General features: G+C 57.2%; 25 protein-coding genes. 22 read left to right on the forward strand and 3 right to left on the reverse strand.

Annotated elements, in window-relative coordinates; all coding sequences use genetic code 11:
• The 4 genes from ACYYKW_RS08070 to ACYYKW_RS08085 are packed head-to-tail and all read left to right on the forward strand — an operon-like array spanning nt 1 to nt 2,005.
• Nucleotides 1-240 (forward strand): hypothetical protein, encoded by a 240-nt coding sequence (locus ACYYKW_RS08070; protein ID WP_464989850.1) that lies wholly within the window; start codon nt 1-3, stop codon nt 238-240.
• Complete coding sequence (locus ACYYKW_RS08075) at nt 237-971, forward strand: hypothetical protein (protein ID WP_464989851.1); 735 nt, start codon at nt 237-239, stop codon at nt 969-971. The genes ACYYKW_RS08070 and ACYYKW_RS08075 overlap by 4 nt, the downstream gene beginning before the upstream one ends.
• 51 nt (nt 972-1,022) lie before the next feature.
• Nucleotides 1,023-1,349, forward strand: coding sequence for a hypothetical protein (locus tag ACYYKW_RS08080; protein ID WP_464989852.1), 327 nt, complete (start codon nt 1,023-1,025; stop codon nt 1,347-1,349).
• A complete protein-coding gene (locus tag ACYYKW_RS08085) occupies nt 1,346-2,005 on the forward strand; it encodes a hypothetical protein (RefSeq protein ID WP_464989853.1) in 660 nt (219 codons plus the stop codon). Before ACYYKW_RS08080 ends, ACYYKW_RS08085 begins: the two co-directional genes overlap by 4 nt.
• A gap of 55 nt (nt 2,006-2,060) precedes the next feature.
• Here the strand turns inward: ACYYKW_RS08085 and ACYYKW_RS08090 are convergent, their stop codons facing one another.
• The gene (locus ACYYKW_RS08090) at nt 2,061-2,201 is read right to left on the reverse strand and encodes a hypothetical protein (protein ID WP_464989854.1); all 141 of its coding nucleotides are present in this window, start codon (nt 2,199-2,201) and stop codon (nt 2,061-2,063) included.
• Between the two features lie 69 nt (nt 2,202-2,270).
• Here ACYYKW_RS08090 and ACYYKW_RS08095 point away from each other — a divergent pair, with 69 nt between their 5' ends.
• From ACYYKW_RS08095 to ACYYKW_RS08115, 5 genes are read left to right on the forward strand one after another with little or no spacing between them, the layout of a single operon-like run.
• Complete coding sequence (locus ACYYKW_RS08095; RefSeq protein WP_464989855.1) at nt 2,271-2,516, forward strand: hypothetical protein; 246 nt, start codon at nt 2,271-2,273, stop codon at nt 2,514-2,516.
• Nucleotides 2,513-3,238, forward strand: a complete 726-nt coding sequence (locus tag ACYYKW_RS08100) for a hypothetical protein (protein WP_464989856.1) — start codon at nt 2,513-2,515, stop codon at nt 3,236-3,238. The genes ACYYKW_RS08095 and ACYYKW_RS08100 overlap by 4 nt, the downstream gene beginning before the upstream one ends.
• Nucleotides 3,239-3,289: 51 nt before the next feature.
• Nucleotides 3,290-3,469 carry a hypothetical protein gene (locus ACYYKW_RS08105; protein WP_090283092.1) on the forward strand — a complete coding sequence of 60 codons (180 nt, stop codon included), beginning with the start codon at nt 3,290-3,292 and terminating at the stop codon, nt 3,467-3,469.
• Between the two features lie 44 nt (nt 3,470-3,513).
• Nucleotides 3,514-3,756 carry a DUF4224 domain-containing protein gene (locus ACYYKW_RS08110; protein WP_008077047.1) on the forward strand — a complete coding sequence of 81 codons (243 nt, stop codon included), beginning with the start codon at nt 3,514-3,516 and terminating at the stop codon, nt 3,754-3,756.
• A 1-nt stretch (nt 3,757) separates the two neighbouring features.
• Nucleotides 3,758-4,807: a tyrosine-type recombinase/integrase gene (locus ACYYKW_RS08115; RefSeq protein ID WP_090283091.1), complete on the forward strand. Its 1,050-nt coding sequence runs from the start codon at nt 3,758-3,760 to the stop codon at nt 4,805-4,807.
• Between the two features lie 363 nt (nt 4,808-5,170).
• Here the strand turns inward: ACYYKW_RS08115 and ACYYKW_RS08120 are convergent, their stop codons facing one another.
• Nucleotides 5,171-6,103: a LysR family transcriptional regulator gene (locus tag ACYYKW_RS08120; RefSeq protein WP_464989857.1), complete on the reverse strand. Its 933-nt coding sequence runs from the start codon at nt 6,101-6,103 to the stop codon at nt 5,171-5,173.
• Between the two features lie 145 nt (nt 6,104-6,248).
• On the opposite strand from ACYYKW_RS08120, the gene ACYYKW_RS08125 reads away from it, so the two are divergent.
• The 7 genes from ACYYKW_RS08125 (at nt 6,249) to ACYYKW_RS08155 (ending at nt 14,156) form a co-directional block, all read left to right on the forward strand.
• Nucleotides 6,249-7,295 (forward strand): oxidoreductase, encoded by a 1,047-nt coding sequence (locus tag ACYYKW_RS08125; RefSeq protein WP_464989858.1) that lies wholly within the window; start codon nt 6,249-6,251, stop codon nt 7,293-7,295.
• Nucleotides 7,296-7,353: 58 nt separating this feature from the next.
• Nucleotides 7,354-8,664 (forward strand): NTP/NDP exchange transporter, encoded by a 1,311-nt coding sequence (locus ACYYKW_RS08130; RefSeq protein ID WP_336354720.1) that lies wholly within the window; start codon nt 7,354-7,356, stop codon nt 8,662-8,664.
• A 300-nt stretch (nt 8,665-8,964) separates the two neighbouring features.
• Nucleotides 8,965-9,705, forward strand: coding sequence for a response regulator (locus tag ACYYKW_RS08135; protein WP_464989859.1), 741 nt, complete (start codon nt 8,965-8,967; stop codon nt 9,703-9,705).
• Nucleotides 9,702-11,015, forward strand: coding sequence for an ATP-binding protein (locus tag ACYYKW_RS08140; RefSeq protein WP_336354718.1), 1,314 nt, complete (start codon nt 9,702-9,704; stop codon nt 11,013-11,015). The genes ACYYKW_RS08135 and ACYYKW_RS08140 overlap by 4 nt, the downstream gene beginning before the upstream one ends.
• A gap of 285 nt (nt 11,016-11,300) precedes the next feature.
• Entirely contained in the window at nt 11,301-12,116 is an 816-nt protein-coding gene (locus ACYYKW_RS08145; protein WP_464989860.1) for an alpha/beta fold hydrolase, read from the forward strand.
• 214 nt (nt 12,117-12,330) lie between these two features.
• Nucleotides 12,331-13,770 carry an ATPase domain-containing protein gene (locus ACYYKW_RS08150; protein ID WP_464989861.1) on the forward strand — a complete coding sequence of 480 codons (1,440 nt, stop codon included), beginning with the start codon at nt 12,331-12,333 and terminating at the stop codon, nt 13,768-13,770.
• Nucleotides 13,771-13,793: 23 nt separating this feature from the next.
• A complete protein-coding gene (locus ACYYKW_RS08155) occupies nt 13,794-14,156 on the forward strand; it encodes a response regulator (RefSeq protein ID WP_093101892.1) in 363 nt (120 codons plus the stop codon).
• Nucleotides 14,157-14,440: 284 nt separating this feature from the next.
• Here the strand turns inward: ACYYKW_RS08155 and ACYYKW_RS08160 are convergent, their stop codons facing one another.
• A complete protein-coding gene (locus ACYYKW_RS08160) occupies nt 14,441-14,650 on the reverse strand; it encodes a hypothetical protein (protein WP_464989862.1) in 210 nt (69 codons plus the stop codon).
• 199 nt (nt 14,651-14,849) lie between these two features.
• On the opposite strand from ACYYKW_RS08160, the gene ACYYKW_RS08165 reads away from it, so the two are divergent.
• From ACYYKW_RS08165 to ACYYKW_RS08190, 6 genes are all read left to right on the forward strand, one after another.
• Nucleotides 14,850-15,062, forward strand: coding sequence for a hypothetical protein (locus ACYYKW_RS08165; RefSeq protein ID WP_464989863.1), 213 nt, complete (start codon nt 14,850-14,852; stop codon nt 15,060-15,062).
• A gap of 109 nt (nt 15,063-15,171) precedes the next feature.
• On the forward strand, nt 15,172-15,483 hold the full coding sequence (locus ACYYKW_RS08170; RefSeq protein ID WP_231990165.1) for a hypothetical protein: 312 nt from the start codon (nt 15,172-15,174) through the stop codon (nt 15,481-15,483).
• Nucleotides 15,480-16,472: a hypothetical protein gene (locus ACYYKW_RS08175; RefSeq protein WP_464989864.1), complete on the forward strand. Its 993-nt coding sequence runs from the start codon at nt 15,480-15,482 to the stop codon at nt 16,470-16,472. The genes ACYYKW_RS08170 and ACYYKW_RS08175 overlap by 4 nt, the downstream gene beginning before the upstream one ends.
• Nucleotides 16,473-16,474: 2 nt before the next feature.
• Nucleotides 16,475-17,107, forward strand: a complete 633-nt coding sequence (locus tag ACYYKW_RS08180; protein WP_336354713.1) for a DUF2997 domain-containing protein — start codon at nt 16,475-16,477, stop codon at nt 17,105-17,107.
• Nucleotides 17,107-17,628, forward strand: a complete 522-nt coding sequence (locus ACYYKW_RS08185; protein ID WP_093101901.1) for a 4Fe-4S single cluster domain-containing protein — start codon at nt 17,107-17,109, stop codon at nt 17,626-17,628. The genes ACYYKW_RS08180 and ACYYKW_RS08185 overlap by 1 nt, the downstream gene beginning before the upstream one ends.
• Nucleotides 17,629-17,655: 27 nt before the next feature.
• Nucleotides 17,656-19,266, forward strand: coding sequence for an AAA family ATPase (locus tag ACYYKW_RS08190; RefSeq protein WP_464989865.1), 1,611 nt, complete (start codon nt 17,656-17,658; stop codon nt 19,264-19,266).
• Nucleotides 19,267-19,285: the final 19 nt, after the last annotated feature.

Raw genomic sequence — 19,285 nt, forward strand, 5'->3', positions numbered from 1 at the left:
ATGAACGGCATCCGAATAATGAAAAACGATTTGCTGCCGCCGATGACAATGATGGTGAGCCCCGATCTGTATCAGCAGCTGACGGAAACGCCGGAGCAGGCCGAGGCGCGGCGTGAATACACCCTGACCCAATTGGCGGCTCTGACGGCGATGGTGAAAAAGGCCGCCAGCCGCAAGCCCAGCGCATGCCAGCAACCACAAGCACACCCCGATCGCTGTGGGTGCGGAGAACGGCTATGACCTTGCCGCATTGCAACCGAATTCCACAACGCAAAGCCTTGGGCCTCGTGACGCATGACAACACCGGCGGACCGTTCGTGGTCGAGTGCCAGGGATGCGGCGAGGTCTACCCCAGCTTCCACTGCCTTGGCGGTGAGCAGATCGCCGACACCGGCGACTACGAAGACGCGCGCTGCCCACATTGCGATCAGGTCGACCCGCACGAATGCGATAACGCCGCCTTGGCCTGGAACACTCAGCAGCTGAAGATCAACGAACTGCAGCAGCGCCTGAACGCAGCGGATCAGCGGATTGATGATCAGGCAGGATTGCTGCGACGCTGTGTGATGGCAGTGCGCGAGCAGCGGTGTGATCCGGGCGAAGAGGATTTCGACCTTCCTCAGGAGCTTATGGCTGATATCGATGCCCAGCTTCCCACCAGCACAGAGCCGGAACAGGATGATGACTGGCATATGAACCCGTGCAAGCAAGGTCACCGCGATGTCGGCGCGGCCGGCGGCGTGGCAGCGTGCAACCAGTGCGATGAGAAGATCGAAGCTGCCACCACGCAAGAAGCATTCGAGCAATGGAATGCAGCGCACCCTCACGCGCCGGTCGCGGTGGTGCTGCCTGAGCGAAAGCCATCCGATGCCGAGCGCGATCGCCTGCGGGCAATCATCGAGAAATACCCGAACGGCGATCCGCTCGAATATGACGCCGCGGTACGCGCCATCCGCCAAACATCGAAGTAACTCCCTCCCCCTTCAAAGTCAGCCGCTATAGCGGCAAGGAAGAGCTCGACCATGGAAAAGATAAAACTGATTCAGCCGGCACCCGTCGTTCGCGATGAAGACGGCATGTTCCAACACCCCGAATTGCCTGATTTTGATGAGGGCGACGGCGAGAAATGCAAAGCCTGGATCGCCGAGCAAGGCCTGCAAATGAAGATGGTCGAGCTCGAGTACCACAGCGACCAAGCGATATCCGATCGCTACTTCGACGCTGGCGATTCGGATTGCAGCTACTGGGATCCGGATAAACCCGACGGCGAAGGCTGGTTCTGCCTGTCGATCCACGATACCGACAACGGCCCGGTCTGCTGGTGGGCACGCCGCGAGGTGACGCCATGACCCAGGTAAAGGAACGGCCAATCCTGTTCTCGGCGCCGATGGTGCGCGCCATTCTGGATGGACGGAAGACGGTCACGCGGCGGGCGTGCAAGCCACAACCAAGCGCCAATGCTCACACCACATCGGCTGAAAGCAGCCCGATGGGCGCGTGGTGGGAAACCGGGAAACACCTCAACCGCTGTCCGTTCGGCCAGATCGGCGACCGGCTATACGTGCGCGAGACTTGCTTTATCAACGATTTCCGCGAAACAGCGGTTCCGGAGGGAGAGCGAGCAGATTGCGAAATTCACTACCGGGCCGACGGTGTCCCGGACTTCGAGGGTGAAGAGGAACTGATTCGTTGGCGCCCGTCCATCCACATGCCGCGCTGGGCCAGCCGCATTCTGCTGGAGATCACCGACGTGCGCGTCGAGCGATTGCAGGACATCAGCGAAGAGCAGGCGATTGATGAGGGGCTGTCGTGGGAAGGCGAGATAGACGGCAAGACGTTCTACACACACGCCCCGAAGACTTACCCGCCAGGTTCTCATCAACAGTTCGGCGTTTCTGGTACTGACGCAATTTCCGCTTTTCGCAATCTCTGGAACTCCACCGGCGGCGACTGGAACGCCAACCCATGGGTCTGGGTCGTCGAGTTCAAGCGGGTGACGCCATGATCGCCTTCGCCTGGTTCGCCTACGTGTACTGCTACAAGGGGCCGTGGCAATGATGTCAGGTTTTTTTTCTTGCAGCCAAGCCGGTGACCATCAGCACAAGCCCCGGAATCCAAAGACCCGGAGCAGTAATCGCGAAGCCGCAGATTGTCAGTGGCAGCCCGGTTAGGAACAACGGGTTTCGAAATGCCTTTTTCATAGATGCCTCTCCAAATACTCATTTCATTTAACCACAAAGCCTGCCGGTTACGGCGGGCGAGGACAGCGCGTGAACATTTACCGACACACATTCGCAGCCGTCTGCCCCGCCGACGGCGAGACGATCATCTACCGGTTTGAATTGCGATCAACCTCGATGATCCACGTCGAACACATCAAAACCGCGACCGCGCTGATCAAGCATGGCTGGCACGAACAAATCGCTGACAGCCTTTCCGAAACGCTCGGCGGCGACCAAACCATCATCGCCACGCATCAGGGCGTAGAAATCGAAACGGTGAGGCTCAGCGGATGATTCATTACCACGGCACGCCGGTCGGCGGTAAGCGTGAGGACGCCGCTAAATTCTTGGCCGGCCGGCATGCGCTGGTGCCGTACCCACGCAAGGACGATCTCGGAATTGTCGCCGACGTATGCAAATCGTTTGTTTTCGATAACGGCGCATTCACCGTGTGGAAGAAAGGCGGACAGGTAGACGTCGAAGGCTACACGCGCTGGGTCGAAGACTGGCACCGACACCCCGGATTCACTTGGGCGCTCATTCCGGACGTCATTGATGGTGACGAAGAGGCGAACGACGACCTTGTAAGGCAGTGGCCAGAGGAGTTGCGCGGCGTGCCTGTCTGGCACCTGCACGAATCGCTCGAGAGGTTGCAGCGGCTGGCGAGATGCTGGCGAACTATCGCCCTCGGCAGTTCTGGGCAATGGGCTGCGCCGGGCACAGGAGCATGGTGGAAGCGGATGGCCGCCGCGATGGATGCTATCTGTGACGACCAGGGTCGACCGTTGTGCCGACTACACGGGCTGCGGATGCTCGACCCCGCAATTTTCCAGCATTTGCCTTTCGCGTCGGCCGACTCTACGAACGCCGCAGTGAACGGCGGAAGCATCAGCCGCTTCGGGATGTACACCCCACCCACCGCCGGCCAGCGCGCCAACGTCATCGCTGATCGAATCGAAGCACACAACAGTTCTCCGATCTGGCAGCGCGAAGCTCAAGTCGAACTCGCTTTATAACCCGCCCCCCAATTCAGCAGCCTGCCGGTGTACGGCGGGCGAGGTATTCGCATGCCCGATCAGAAAGACAGCCTGCACGAAGAAATGGTCGCGACCCTCCGCGAGTCTCGGCAAGTACTCGCCGTGGCACTCAAGAAAGGCGCGCCCGACTGGTTCGACACCGATGAAAAAGTGGCGCTGCACGTCACTGTGCAACGGATCGACGCAGTCCTGGCCAAGGCCAGCGCATAACCCATCACCACCTTCTGCCGCCACGCGCGGCATGGAGCATCACTATGGAAACTGAAATTCTCTCCGACGAGGAGTTGGCCGAACTCACTGGCTACAAGGCCAGGGCCTACCAGCGCCGCTGGCTGATTGATCGCCAGTGGGTCTTCGTCGAAAGCCGCGGCAAACGTCCGCTGGTAGGTCGGATGTATGCCCGCATGAAGCTGGGCATGATCAGCCCTACGATTGCCGATCCTAACCCGCCGCCGGCCGCGCCGGCATGGACGCCAGACTATTCGCGAGTGAACTGATATGCGCCCCCGCAAGACCGAGCACCAGCACCTTCCCCCTCGAATGTACAAGCGATCCCGAAAGCGCAAAAACGGTAGCACCTGGGTCGCGTATTACTACCGCGACTTGCTCGGCAATGACATGCCTCTGGGCAAGGATCTCGACAAGGCTCGGCTGAAGTGGGCCGAGCTCGAAGCCAAGGAAAAGCCGCTCGACCTGCGCACCATGAAGGGAATCTTCGACCGGTACATTCGCGACGTGGTGCCAAAGAAAGCACCGCGCACGCAGAAGGACAACCTCGCGGAAATCAAGCAGCTACGGCCGATGTTCGACAGCGCTCCGATCGACTCGATCACGCCAGCAACGATCGCTGGCTACCGAGACGCACGATCCGCGAAGGTCCGCGCGAACCGTGAGATAGCTACCCTCTCCCACATTTTCAACATTGCCCGGGAATGGGGGCTGACGACGAAGGAAAACCCCTGCCAAGGTGTGCGCAAAAACAAAGAGACGCCGAGGGACTACTACGCGAATGACGTGGTTTGGGAGGCGGTTTACAAGAAGGCAGCTCAGGAGCTGAAAGAGGCGATGGACTTGGCCTATCTGACCGGGCAAAGGCCGGCTGATGTGCTGGTCATGCGGAAGGATGATGTTGAAGGCGGATATCTGACTGTTCAGCAGAACAAAACACACAAGAAGCTGCGCATTCAGATGACGACCGCCGGAGAGGCAAATAGCTTGGGCATTTTGATTGCGGCGATCACAAAGCGAAACGCAGGGCACGTTTCGAGTTACCTGATCATCAACCAGAGCGGTAAACGGATGACTGCGACGATGCTGAGGAAGCGGTGGGACGCGGCGCGAGAGAAGGCAAAACTGGAAGCTCTTGAGCAGGGAGACGAGTTGCTGGCTAAGCGGATCGGTGAATTCCAGTTCCGGGATATTCGGCCGAAAGCGGCGTCGGAAATCAGCGATGTGGGTGACGCCAGCCTGTTGCTCGGGCACACAAAGGGCGACATTACTGAGCGAGTTTATCGCCGTGTCGGGGCGATCGCCAAACCCTCAAAATAGGCAAAAAATGCGTTCCATAACTCGAAACACGCCCCTTGTAGAATGCGGTCTGTAGAGGTGCTGCAAAACAAAAGTATTGGAACGAAAAAACGTCTGAGGCCGCGTATTCAGCGGCTTCCCATAGCGGTCTTGAAAACCGTCGACTGTAACAGATCCATTAGTTCGAATCCCATTGCCTCCGCCATATTCTGTACCGACAAAGCCCTGATTATTCAGGGCTTTGTTGTTTCTGGCATTCCTAAATTTTGGTCCTCTGGCGAGGGATCGTTTCCGCATCTTCTCGACCATTTCCGCAGCCCTTCCGAGACGGGAGCGAATGAAGGGACCGTTGAAGCCTTCGTCATCCAAAGATGAATGCAGGCCTTACGACACAGCGCTGAAGACGCCTGAGCTCTCTGCCAGCAGCCGTTCGGCTCGAAGAAAATCGACAAACGCCCTGAGCGGCGAAGGCATGTGACGGCGCCCGTGGTAGTAAAGAAACGGACCGTCGAAGGCCTGCCACCAATCTTCGAGAATCGGCACCAGCCGACCATCGGACAGCGGCTCGCGCAGAAAGTCCTCGAAGGTATAGACGATGCCCAGTCCATTGATGGCCGAACGGATTTTCAAATCGTGCGACGACGTCAGCAGTTGCCCCTGAGGCGGGATACGCACAATACGGCCGTCTCGATGGAACTCGAACACGCCCACTTTTCCACTCTCGAATCGATGGCCAAGCAAGTCATGGTCCGGCAGTTCTTCGGGGTGAGTGGGCGTCCCACGTTCAGCCAGATAGCCCGGGGCGGCCGCCGCAACGAAGCGCTGGCGACGCGGGCCGATGGGCACGGCGATCATGTCCTTGGCGAGGCTCTCTTCATAGCGCACGCCGGCGTCATACCCGCCAGCGTTGACGTCGACGAAGGTGTTATCCATGACGACTTCGACACTGACCCCTGGATAAAGACGCAGAAACCGCGCCAGCAGGTCGGGCAACAAAAAGCGGGCCACCGGCACCGGCACATTGAGCTTCAGCGTGCCGACCGGCCGCTGAGCGTCGTCGTCCAGATCGTTGAAGGCGGCGTCGATTTCTTGCAAGGCCGGGCGCAGGCGCTCGAGCAATCGCTCGCCGGCCGCCGTCGGCGTGACGCTGCGAGTGGTTCGATTGAGCAGGCGCAAGCCCAGGTCGCCTTCCAGCCGACGTATGCAGTCGCTTAGCGACGAGGCCGACAAACCCCGCTTCTGTGCGGCAGCACGAAAGCCCCTTGCCTCAACCACCGCAGCAAATATAGACACATCGGTAAGGTTTGGTTTACGCATCAATGCCTCCTCCACAGGCGCCTGACTGTACGCCACACCGTACGGGCTATCCACCAATACCCGACTTATCCTCGCGCACTCGTACACCGATACTGCTCACTCGCCCCGCCAACCGGGAACCTGCAACGCGAATGAGAATACCCCGATGAGCCATTCACCCGCTACGCCGAACAATACCGCGAGCCAACGTATCCTAAAGGCCGCCCGAACGCTGTTCGCCATTGCCGCGCTGGCCGGCACGCTGGCTGCGCAAGCCGCTCCCCGAACCGAGCCGAAGCCGGATTGGTCGACCCACGACATGCCCAGCCAGAAAGGCCGCATCGTGCTGGTGACCGGAGGGACCAGCGGCATGGGCTATGAAGACGCACTGGCCCTGGCCCGAGCCGGTGCCGAGGTAATCATCGCCGCACGGAACGCGGAGCGCGGCCGCGAAGCTATCGCAAACATCAGGCAAGCCGTGCCCGAGGCGCGCGTGCAGTTCGAAACGCTGGATCTTGCCAATCTGCAATCCGTACGCGACCTCGCTAACCGTCTGCAGGGACGCCTGCCAAGGCTCGATGTGCTCATCAACAACGCCGCGATCATGTCGCCGCCGGTTCGAGGCGTTTCGGCCGACGGCTACGAGATGCAGCTGGCGACCAATTACCTGGGGCATTTCGCCCTGACCGGCCTGCTGATGCCCTTGCTACGCAAAAGCGACGATGGTCGGGTGGTCAGCCTGTCGAGCATCGCCGCAGGGCGGGCAATCCTGAACTTCGATGACCTGCAGGCTGAGCGCAATTACGACCCGTTCGCCACCTACAGCCAATCGAAACTGGCGGTACTCAAGTGGAGTATTGATCTGCAGCAGCGCAGCGATGCCGCCGGCTGGGGGATACGCAGCATCGCCGCTCACCCCGGCGTCGCCGTGACTGAGCTGATCGCCCGTGGGCCTGGCCTGGACAGTAAATTCGGCAAACAATGGGCTGTAGAGCGGGATATGTATCATTCCGCAGCGCAGGGCGCGCTGCCCACGCTGTATGCAGCGACGGCGCTGGAGGCTGTTGGCGGTGCCTACTATGGGCCCACCGGAGACAACGAGAAGCGCGGACCGCTGGGCTTCGCCAGGATGCCTGCGGCCGCAGCCGATCGCTCGGACTCCGACGCGCTGTGGCAACTCTCTGAGCGACTGACCGGCGTCACCTACCGCTGACCGCCCTGGCACGGACAAGCTCCGTGCCATTGCCTCGACACTCCTACAGGAGCGCAACATGAATATGTCACTTCTCGCCCACCGCACGAGCGCCATCATCAATGCCGAGGCTCACGAGCTGCGCCCTGCGCTGAATGGTTTTCTGCTGTTCGTTTGCCTGTTCGCCGGCTATTTCATGCTCCGTCCGATCCGCGAATCGATGGGCATCACTGCCGGCGTCGAGAACTTGCAATGGCTGTTTACCGCGACCTTCTTCGTCATGCTGGCGGCCGTTCCGCTGTTCGCCTGGCTCAGCGCACGCGTGCCGCGCCTGCATTTCGTGGACTGGGTGTACGGATTTTTCTGCGCCAACCTCCTGTTGTTCGCCGCCTTGTTCCTGGGCGAGGAAAGCCCGTGGCTGGCGCGAGTGTTTTACGTCTGGATATCGGTCTACAACCTGTTTGTCATTTCGGTCGCCTGGAGCCTGATGGCCGACGTGTTCGACAGTGCCCAGGCCAAACGCCTGTTCGCTTTCATCGCGGCGGGCGCCAGCGTCGGCGGCCTGAGTGGTCCCGCGCTGAGCGCCTTGCTGATCGGTCCGCTGGGCGAGTCCGGCCTGATGCTGTTGGCCGCTGTTCTGCTGGGCGCTGCGATGTGGTTCAAGCGCCAGTTGATGCGCTGGCGTGAACGGGGTGGCGCAGGACGCCCCGATGCCGCGCCGAGCGAAAACCCTCGCAGGCCGTTGCCGGGCAATCCCTTCAGCGGTTTGACGGCGATTTTGAAATCACCTTATCTGTTCGGCATTTGCGGCTTCGTAGTGCTGCTGGCCACGGTCACCACTTTCCTCTACCTCGAGCAGGCTCGTGTCGTTGCCGAACACTTCCCGAACCGCGAGGCGCAGGTGCGCGTGTTCGGCATCATCGATTTTGTCGTGCAGGCGGGCGCCCTGCTCTGCCAGCTGTTCATCACTGGACGCGTCGCCCAAAAGCTAGGCGTCGGCGTGCTGTTGGCCATGGTGCCGCTGGTCATGTGTGCGGGGTTTATCGGGCTGATCTTCGCCCCAAGCTTTGGCCTGATCGCCGCGCTGATGATCGTGCGCCGCATCGGTGAGTACGCCTTCGTGCGCCCAGGCCGGGAGATGCTGTTTGCGCCACTCGATGCCGAAAGCAAGTACAAGGCAAAGAACGTTATCGACACGGTGGTCTACCGCGCTGGCGACGCCATCAGTGCCTGGGCGAAAAGCGCGCTGGACGCGCTCGGTCAAGGTGCAGGCATGGCAGCACTGGTAGGCGCATTGTGTGCACTGCTATGGGGACTGCTGGGATGGCGACTCGGCGAGCGGGCGGATCGACGATCCAATGTGTTGGCAGCGCGTCAAACCCCCGCCTGATGTTCTCCGGCGAATGATGGCGATGAAGGAGCAACCACGTTCCGCACCCACCAATTCGCCAACTCGCATTCAACATGGCCGGCACCCGATCAGGCTCAAACAAGAAACTGTCACAGCTCCCTAAAAAACTGGACGGCCATCAGCGTTTGACGGCGTAATACGCGCGCTGTAAATCCGCGACTTCCCTTGTTGCCGTTGGCGCCTCTGGGCACTTGTGCCGTTCGCGTACAGGCCCCTTCCAACGGGCAATCGGGCATCGCCAGCCTGCGCAATCGTTGCGCTCATTTTGGAGAGCAGGGAATGGAACATGTCGATCATGTATTGATCGTGGACGATGATGGCGAGATCAGGGAACTGGTCGGCAATTACCTCAACAAGAATGGTCTGCGCACCACCGTGGTTGCGGATGGCCGTCAGATGCGGGCGTTTCTGGAAACCAACAAGGTGGATTTGATCGTACTCGACATCATGATGCCGGGCGATGATGGGCTGCTGCTGTGCCGTGAACTTCGCGTCGGAAAGCACAAGGCAACGCCGGTGCTGATGCTGACCGCGCGCAGCGACGAGACCGATCGCATCATTGGTCTGGAAATGGGCGCCGACGATTACTTGGCCAAACCTTTCGCTGCGCGCGAACTGCTCGCCCGCATCAATGCCGTTCTGCGTCGTACGCGCATGCTGCCGCCCAACTTTGTGGTCAGTGAAAGTGGCCGAAAGCTTAAATTCGGGCGCTGGCGCCTCGACACCACCGCTCGCCATCTGCTCGATGAAGACGATACGCTCGTCTCGCTGAGCGGCGCCGAGTACAGGCTGCTGCGAGTGTTTCTCGATCATCCGCAGCGGGTCCTGAGTCGTGACCAATTGCTCAACCTGACCCAGGGCCGTGACGCGGACATGTTCGACCGGTCGATCGATTTGTTGGTCAGCCGCGTGCGTCAGCGGTTGCTCGATGACGCGCGCGAACCGCTGTACTTGAAGACGGTGCGCAATGAAGGCTACGTCTTTACCTATGCGGTCGAAGTGCTCGAGGAGCAAGCATGAAACTCGCCTTGCAATGGCCTCGCACGCTGGCATCGCGGCTGTGGCTGGTGTTCCTCGTCGGCCTGATACTCGCCCAGTCCCTGATGTTCGCCGCCCAGTATTACGAACGCTACGAAAGCACCAAGACGGCCATGCTGGGCAATTTCGAGCACGACACCGCGACCTCCATCGCCATCCTCGACCGTCTGCCTGCCGCTGAGCGCCCGGCGTGGACCCAGCGCCTGCAGCGTCGCAACTACGACTATCTGCTGCGCGAGCACGATGCCGGAAGTCCGCTGACCTCGAATGATCTGGCCGGGACTGCGGCGCAATCACTGCAAGTCGCCCTGGGCCGTGACTATGTGCTGACCTTTGTGGAAATCACGGACTCACGCCCGCATTTTCAGGCGCAGTTGCGACTGTCTGACGGTAGCCCGGTCACCATCGACGTGCGCCCTTCTGTCAGGCCGTTGTCACCCTGGCTGCCTTTCGCCCTGTTCGCTCAGTTGGTGTTGATGATCGGCTGTACCTGGCTTGCGGTGCGGATCGCGATACGCCCGCTAAGCCGCCTGGCCGAGGCAGTTGAAAACCTTGATCCGAACGCACATCCGATGCACCTGGATGAAAGCGGCCCGCGCGAGGTGGCCTATGCCGCCCGTGCCTTTAACAGCATGCAGGCGCGGATTGCCGCTTATCTCAAAGAGCGCATGCAACTGCTGGCGGCGATTTCACATGACCTGCAAACGCCCATCACGCGCATGAAACTGCGCGCCGAGTTCATGGAGGATTCAGCCGAGAAAGACAAACTGGGCAACGACCTCAACGAAATCGAGCATCTGGTGCGCGAGGGTGTCGCCTATGCTCGCAGCGTTCATGGCGCAACCGAGGCCAGTTGCCGCATCAGTCTGGACGCCTTTCTCGACAGTCTGGTCTGCGACTACCAGGACACCGGTCGAGAGGTCAGCCTGAGCGGCAAGAACGGCGCGGTCATCGAAACCAGGCCGCATGCCCTGCGCCGTATTCTGGTGAATCTGGTGGACAATGCGCTGAAGTACGCTGGCACGGCCGAAGTGCAAGTCAGTGCAACCGCAGGCACCGGCGTGTCGATCAGTGTGCTCGACCGCGGCCAAGGCATTCCCGAAGAGGTGCTGGCAGACGTGGTCAAGCCGTTCTATCGGGTGGAAAACTCACGCAGCCGCAGCACAGGCGGCACCGGTCTGGGCCTGGCCATCGCTCAGCAATTGGCCATCGCGATTGGTGGTTCACTGACGTTGCGCAACCGCGACGGTGGCGGTCTCTGCGTCACCCTCGACATCGGCGTCCAGCCCTAGCCCGCGAGGGCTGCACATCAACGTGCGGCCGCTATCGGCTGGATACAGTGGCACGCATTTATAAGCCACTGTATCCAGCGCCCTTACAGACTCAAAACAACGCATAACCGCCGGTTGTCGAACACAGCCGGTATACATGCCCCTGCAAGAATTCCCTCCATCGACTCGCCACCGGATCCCCGAATGGCGAGCCCTGACCATGCATTTTTCAGCGGCAGTCATTCCGATTGCCAGAAAACACTGTTGTTCTCCAGCTGCCTCCAACCAATGAAAAAAGGAATGATCATGCGCAATATCAAATCGCTTTTGGCTGTCACCATCACCGCTGCATTGGCACTGACCTCTGCGTATAGCACGGCTGCCGTTGAACCCGGCGCCGCCAAGCCGACCGTCGTTCTGGTTCATGGTGCATTCGCCGAATCGTCCAGCTGGAATGGGGTTGCCGCTCAGTTGCTGAAACAGGGATATCCCGTCGTTGCCGCAGCCAACCCATTGCGTGGCGTCAAGCAGGACTCGGATTATGTCGCCGATATCGTCGAGCATACGGCCGGTCCGGTAATCCTCGTTGGCCATTCGTACGGTGGCTCGGTGATCACCAACGCGGTTCACGACAATCCGAAAGTCAAAGCGCTTGTTTATGTCGCAGCCTTTGCGCCGGACAAAGGCGAAACCGCCATTGAACTGTCCGGTCGTTATCCGGGAGGCACCCTGGGTCCGACCCTCGCCGCCCCGGTGCTGCTGAAGGACGGCAATAAGGATCTCTATATTCAACAGGACAAATTCGGCCAGCAATTCGCCGCCGATGTACCCGCCGCCGAGTCGGCGCTGATGGCCGCCACGCAACGGCCGATCAGCGAGGCTGCGTTGAAGGAAGGGTCTGGCGAACCGGCCTGGAAAAAACTGCCGTCATGGTTCATCTACGGTTCGGCGGACAAGAACATTCCTGAGGCGGCGCTGAAGTTCATGGCTGATCGCGCGGGCTCGAAAAAGACCGTTACCGTCCAGGGGGCGTCCCATGTGGTGATGACGTCCAACCCGCAGAAAGTCACCGCGCTGATCATTGAAGCGGCCCAGGCCAGCGCCACCGGACAATCGCGCTAAACGATACGGTCGCCCGTACGCCGGGCTTGCACACACGTTTGTTGCTTCGACAAGAACCAGATCCGGCGCCGCGCGTCGGGTCTGTCTTGCTTAATGCGCAGCGGAACTTCCAGCGCTACTTTTCCCTCAACCGCAATGGTCTCCAGATGGAAATGACGTTAGCATTTCATCCATCCGGCTTAAGAAGCCTGTTTTTTCAGATCAGGGTCGCATTGTGGAAAAGCTAAAACGCCTTCAGAGCGGAATCGAAGGGCTCGACGCGCTGCTTCAGGGAGGCCTGGTCGCGGGCGCTTCATATATCATTCAGGGGCGTCCGGGTTCGGGCAAAACCATCCTTGCCAATCAGCTGGGGTTCCACCATGCCCGCAACGGCGGTCGCGTTCTGGTCGCTACGTTGCTGGCCGAGTCGCACGACCGGTTGTTCCAGTTTCTGTCGACGATGAGTTTTTTCGACGCTTCTCGAGTGGGTGCAGAAATACAATTCGTCAGCGCATTCGATACCCTGGAAAACGAGGGCCTCGACCAGGTCGTGAAACTGCTCAGGCGCGAAATCAGTCGGCAGAAAGCCACGGTCATGGTCGTCGACGGTTTGCTCAATGCGCGCTCCAAAGCCGACTCACCCATCGACACGAAAAAATTCATCTCCGAACTGCAAGGCCACGCGGCGTTCGCCGGTTGCACCGTGCTGTTTCTCACGAGTTCGCGCCTTGACGACGGCAGCCCCGAACACACGATGGTCGACGGCGTCATCGAAATGGGCGAAGAGCTTTTCGGCACCCGCTCGGTGCGACGCATTCACTTGCGCAAGACCCGCGGCAGCGGCGCGTTGACGGGTCTCCACGAATGTGAAATCACCGATGACGGCCTCGTCGTCTATCCACGCCTTGAAACTCTGTACAAACGCCCTTCCGCCCCGGACAGCGCCGACATGACGCGCATTCCCAGCGGCATCGCGTCACTGGATGAGATCCTCGGCGGCGGACTGTATAGCTCCAGCGTGTCGCTGGTCATGGGTCCTTCAGGGATCGGAAAAACCACCCTGGGGCTGAAATTTCTGGCGCAGTCGACGCCCGAAGCGCCGGGCCTGCATTTCGGCTTCTATGAAAGCCCGCAGCGCCTGCGCCTGAAAGGCCAATCGCTCGGCATCAACATTGAAGACATGGAACACAGCGGTGCGCTGAGCATTGCCTGGCAACCGACCACCGAGGGTTTGCTGGACGGCCTCGGCGCGCGATTGCTGAGCATCGTCGATGAAAAAGGCATCAAGCGCTTGTTCATCGATAGCCTGAGCGGCATGACCAGGGTTTCCACCACCCCGGAACGCATCACCGACTTCTACAGCGCGCTGATGAACGAGCTGCGATCCAGAGGCGTGACGGTGTTCGCCTCGTGGGAGATGCGCGATTTGTTCGGCTCCGAGGTGAGCTCACCGAACTCTGACCTGTCCAGTATTGTCGACAACCTGATTCTCATGCGTTTCTTTGAGCATCACGCTGAACTTCGCAGGACGCTTTCCATTCTTAAGGTACGCGATAGCGCCTATAACCCATCGCGGTTCGAGGTGCTTATCCGTGATCAAGATGTGTTCCTGGAAAAGGCTTTGAGAAATGAACCTTCAGCCTCAGCTGAGTCATTGCCTGGTTCAATATCGTAAGTCTTCGAGCGGGTTGAAATAACATGACCACCATCCTGGTAGTCGACGACGAGTATCTGATTGCTGACATCCTTGGCTTTGCGCTTGAGGATGAAGGCTTCATGACGGTGACCGCGAGCAATGGCAAGAAAGCGCTCGACGTGCTGGAGAGAGAACGGCCAGCGCTGGTCATCACTGATTTCATGATGCCGGTCATGGACGGCCTGGAGTTCGCCGAAGCCGTGCGGGCGCAGCCCTCGGTCAAACATTTGCCGATCATTCTGATGAGTGGCGCGCAGGCGCATATCGGCATGGAGCGCTCGGACTTGTTCGATGTGGTAGTTGCCAAGCCTTTTGACATTGCCGAGATTGTGGCGCAGGTAAAGAAGCTGTTGGCGACGGACTAGCCGAGCGCGGATGGCGAGCGGCGGCGCGATTTCGGCCAGCGGTCATTGGCCGAAAGCCGCCAATCCAGTGCTGTAAAAAAGCCCGCGAAGCGGGCTTTTTCATGCGCGCAGCGAAAGTGCTGGTTACTTGCTCCTCAACAGTACATCCCCGGATGCAGGAGCAGGTTCAGTTGCTCTAGATATCTTCAAAGCGTCCACCGCAATCGAAACAGAGTTCGACCCGATAAGTGCTTTTGAGTTTTTCTCTCCGCGCCCTTCCATGGAGCTCTTGCGGATAGCTGTTACTACCACTTGATTTGGTCAATCTCCTTCTGGCTCATCGCGCGCCAATCATCCTCCTGAATCCCGTAATCATTTCGAGCCGCCTCGATGGCCTCCTCCAGGGACAACATCAGATGATCGCCCTCAACCTGCTGGCAGCTGTAGTCAATGAAGCGAATTTCCAGGTAAACCGGCGGCTCGTCTTTTCCCTCTACGCTGAGGCCGAACAGCACGATAGCGCTCACGGATGGGCGGTATTCGCAAGGCTGTCGTACGTACGCAAAGAGGTGTTTGGGGGCATGATGCATTGGCTTGCCTGTCCTTTAGTGGCTTTAACCGAAATTGCAAATCATATAGGCCGCTTTCGCCCCGTAACGCTGCGTCCACGGTTTTACTCCATCCCAGTGTGTCGCCAATGCGCGACGCCTCAGGGTGAAAGAGCAACTGACGATCCTGATCGGCGATAAAAGCAAAGGTACCTTCGTGATGAAAGTGACGACTGATCAAGGTGTGCAGCGCGTTGTCCTCGCGAAGATAAACCGAGCCCCCGATGATGCCCATGCAACGCTTGGCAGCGTCATAAAAGGGTTCGGAAATGAACACGACAAGATTGCCCGCCGACGATGTGTAAGCCGAGCGCTGTAGAGCGATGATGCAGCGGTTTTGCACTCAAGCCATCGTCGTTTTCGCTAACTTGAGATGCTCGCGCGGGCATGCTCAAATACGCGATGGCTTTTTGCTACGGTGACCTCGTTTGAAGCATTATCATGGATTGATTATCATTTTTTCGGCAACGACGCTGCTCTTCATCCTCGCCCAGGTATGGCACGCACAATCCGCTATGCAAGAAAAAAGGCAGGAGCAGGAACGCCAGCTCAAAGGTCTCGCGCGCATCCTGAATGTCCAGGCCGAAAAAATCTCTGATGAGTCAACTCATATCGATTCTGTGACCTATGCCGATGAGGTCATGCGTATCTCATACACACTCAAAAAAGTTACGAAAGACGAAGTCGATAACGACGCGTTCTGTAATGTTTCCCCACCAACTTTGAAGATCTTTAAATGATAAAAACTATTCCGATGTGGCAAATGATGATGCTCACCAGAGGCAAGATCATGGGGTTGGTAATTCTGGGGTTCTTACCTGCTTTTATCATCGGCGGTGCGTGGATTTTCCTCGAAGGATTGCAAAGCGGGCAAACCCGCAAGGCTGCGATGGGGCTTATCTGTGTGATTTTTTTTGGTTTGGGTATTCTGCTTCTCGCGCCGTCCAAACAATACGTTCCAGGCAAGACATTTCAGGCGTACAGGAATAAAAAACTCCATACACAGAAAGCCGTAAAATATGGGTACGCCATCCTTGTTCTTTTTTTCGCAATTTTCGCAATTCTTGATCCGGAACACCTACTCAAGGCACTTGGCTATGTAGTAGTGGGCATTTTCGGCATTTACACTTATTCGAAAAGCCTGAAATTTCACGCCGATATCGATTATTCAACCAATGAGTATCTGACAACCTCTCTGGGATTCGCCCCAGGAGAAAAAATCCTTGTCAGCTATCAGAATTTTGAGGCGGGCGAGGTTTACGCAGGTAGCAATGCATTTGCCGCAACAGCGACCAAGTTGATCGCAGCGTCGTTCGATGGGGATCAATGGATCAAGCTGTCACGGGATATGAACCAGATTTCGCGCATTGGTATTATTGGCGATGAAAACCAAAATTATTTCGTTAAATTGCAATTCAATGATGGCGCCGATGCATTGTTGTGCGTTGGTCTATTCGAAAAACTCACTTCAAGTCCAGCCCTGATCATAAAAAAGCTCCTTGAAGCGATTGATACGAGTCTCCTGGGTGCTGGTGGCGCTTCGAAAACAGCACAAAGACGCCGGGTGGTTGTCAACTCTGATACTGCGGCCTCGCCTTCCGAAAACGTTGTTCATCAAGCTCCGCCAGCATCGAGTGCACCTACACGTAACATTGAAGTCCCCTCCAGTGTATTGGACGCCACCAAGGGCGCCGAAGATGCTTCTCCCGGCCGCAGACTGGAGCTTTAACAATGTCGCACTGTACAAAGTTTGAGTTTTCCTACGTTAACGAAGAGGCCATCGCAAAAGCTTTCGGCAAGATGGGGCTCAAACCAACGACAGGCCTGGTGTCCGTATTTTCCAGCGACTTCAGTAAAAAAGTGCTGAGCAAAATAGGCTATATGGGTAATCAGCAGTTTAGAGCCATCTATAGCCAAACCGCCGGCGGATTCAGTCTGTTTGTTTGCCAGATCGAGGAAGGCTCATACAAACTGCTTATCGAACGGGAAACCATTTCGGCCGGCGATGAAGCGGTCATGAGTGATCTGGCGTTGCGCTTCCAAAAGGCGTACATCAGCGTTGCCATCGATGAAACCATCAAGCGCATAGGTGCATCTGGCGTTCCAGCAAGGGTGAATGAAGCGCTGCAAGGGTTCGAAATTGAATTCGGACCTCACTACGAATACAGCATTCATGTCACGTTCAGCGGCGATGAAATTACCGAGGAAGTACACGGCGTCAAAGGCGACATTTGCACAAAACTTACAGAAGAACTCGAAGCTCTGCTTTCCAGCCCTGCTGCAGAGCTTGTGACCGAATGGAAGCCGGCATATACCGTCGTCCATGAAGAACAGACGCTTCAAATACTCAGCGCGAACTTCTGATGGAAATCAATGTTCACCATATGGAGTTGAGTAGCGTCAACGGCCCCGGGTTACGCTTGACCCTGTGGGTGCAGGGTTGTGCGCTGAATTGCAAGGGATGTTTCAACCAGGCGACCCACGCGCCCGGTCCGATCACGTTGATGCCTGTTCATGAACTGGCACAGAAAATCAATGCACTGGACATTGACGGGGTCACCCTCACCGGGGGAGAACCGCTCGACCAGGCGCCAGCGTTGTTGCAGTTGATACATGCCGTCAATGGCGAGAAAAACTGGATACTTTACACAGGCTACTCGCCAAAAGAGATATTCCAGAATGAAGCCATGATTCGAGTTGTCAAAGCCGTGGACTTGACGCTGGCCGGTCGCTATCGACATAACGCTAAACACCCCTACCAACACAAGCAATTGATCAAAACCAGCGACAGAGTCGACATCGACTTTTTCCGTAACAGCAGACCCGTAGAGTTCATCATTTCAAGTTCCGGCGTTACCAAAACCGGTCTACCGATGCATGTATAACTCAGTTCAAGCGCAGGGATAACAGGCATGAGCCGTACCAAGCAGATAACAGATCACCTCAAAGCGCGTTATGCGATTCTGGTCATTGAGACGTACGAGGAAGAGCGCGCACTCAATGAAATTTCTGGAATCGCCAAGACGCTTGGCCATCGCTTGTTCATTTGGAACTCGACCTCAGGAGTCCAGACGAATGGTGTCATTGCTGGCGACAAAACCTATGACCTGAAAATAGCTCTGGACTTCTGCGAAGAAAGAGCCAAAGAAGAAAACAGCAAGAATATCTTTGTTTTCTGTGATGCTCACAACTACCTCACCCCAAGTTCGAATCCGGTCTATCGTCGCCGCCTCCGAGATCTTGCCATCAATATTCGCTCTCGTGGATATCGAAGCAATTGTATTGTCGTGGCGCCCAGCTTTGAAATTGCCAACGATCTTCAGAAGGAAATAACGTTCATCTACTTCCCTTTGCCATCAAGGGATGAAGTCAAGGCTCAGGTTAATAACTTTGTTCGTTCCTGGCAGGGCAACAGCAGCGTCAAGATTGATCTATCCAGCGCAACCCAAGACAAGCTCATTGATGCCGCTCTTGGTCTCACGGGATTGGAAATCGACAATAGTCTCTCTCGTTCATTGGTCGCCAGCCTGAGCTTGAATGAAGAGACGGTAAAAGACCTGCTTTCCGAAAAGAAACAAATCATCCGCAAAACAGGCATTTTGGAATATATCGACTCGAAAGTGAGCCTGGAGGATGTCGGAGGTCTGGCCACGCTCAAGAAGTGGCTGCATTTACGTAGCCAGTGTTTCGGGCAACTCGCTCAGGAATTCGGCGTTGGCACTCCGAAAGGTTTGCTGCTGACGGGAGTGCCCGGTTGCGGCAAGTCGCTAACGGCCAAATGCGTGGCGTCATCCTGGAACATGCCCTTGTTGCGGTTGGACATGGGAAAAATCTTCCAGGGGGTTGTGGGTTCCTCGGAATCCAATATTCGTTCTGCATTGCGTACTGCCGAAGCTGTTTCACCGTGCATTTTATGGATCGATGAAATTGAAAAAGGGCTTTCCGGCTCCTCCGGTGGAGCATCTGATGGTGGAACGGCCACGCGTGTATTCGGCACGCTGTTGACCTGGATGCAAGAAAAAACCGCACCCGTATTTGTCTTTGCGACCGCCAACAACATCAACAGCTTGCCTCCGGAGTTGCTGAGAAAGGGTCGATTCGACGAGATATTTTTCGTTGATTTCCCGTCGACAGCAGAAAGAAAAAAGATTCTTGAAATTCATCTGAAAAAATCCAAGCGTGACCCGGCAAAATTTGACCTGGATCGATTGTCCGCGCTCGGCGGCGAGTCGAATTTCGGTAAAGACATTGTGCTTTCCGGTGCCGAAATCGAAGCGTGGGTCGGGGACTCGCTGATTGAAGCGTTTTCACGACGGATGAATGACTCCGGTAATGACAGTGACCTGACTATGGCGGATTTTGAAACGACCATTTCGCGTTTGGTACCCATGAGCAAAATGCGTAAAGACGAGTTCACAAGACTTCGCGATTGGGCCAATCAAAACGCAATCAGCGCTTCGGCCATGATTGCCGGCCAGAACGAAACGGACGCTCAAATCGGCGGCAGGCAAATTGATTTTTGATTAGGGTCGTGAAGCAAAT

It is taken from the genome of Pseudomonas sp. 15C (assembly GCF_055484735.1).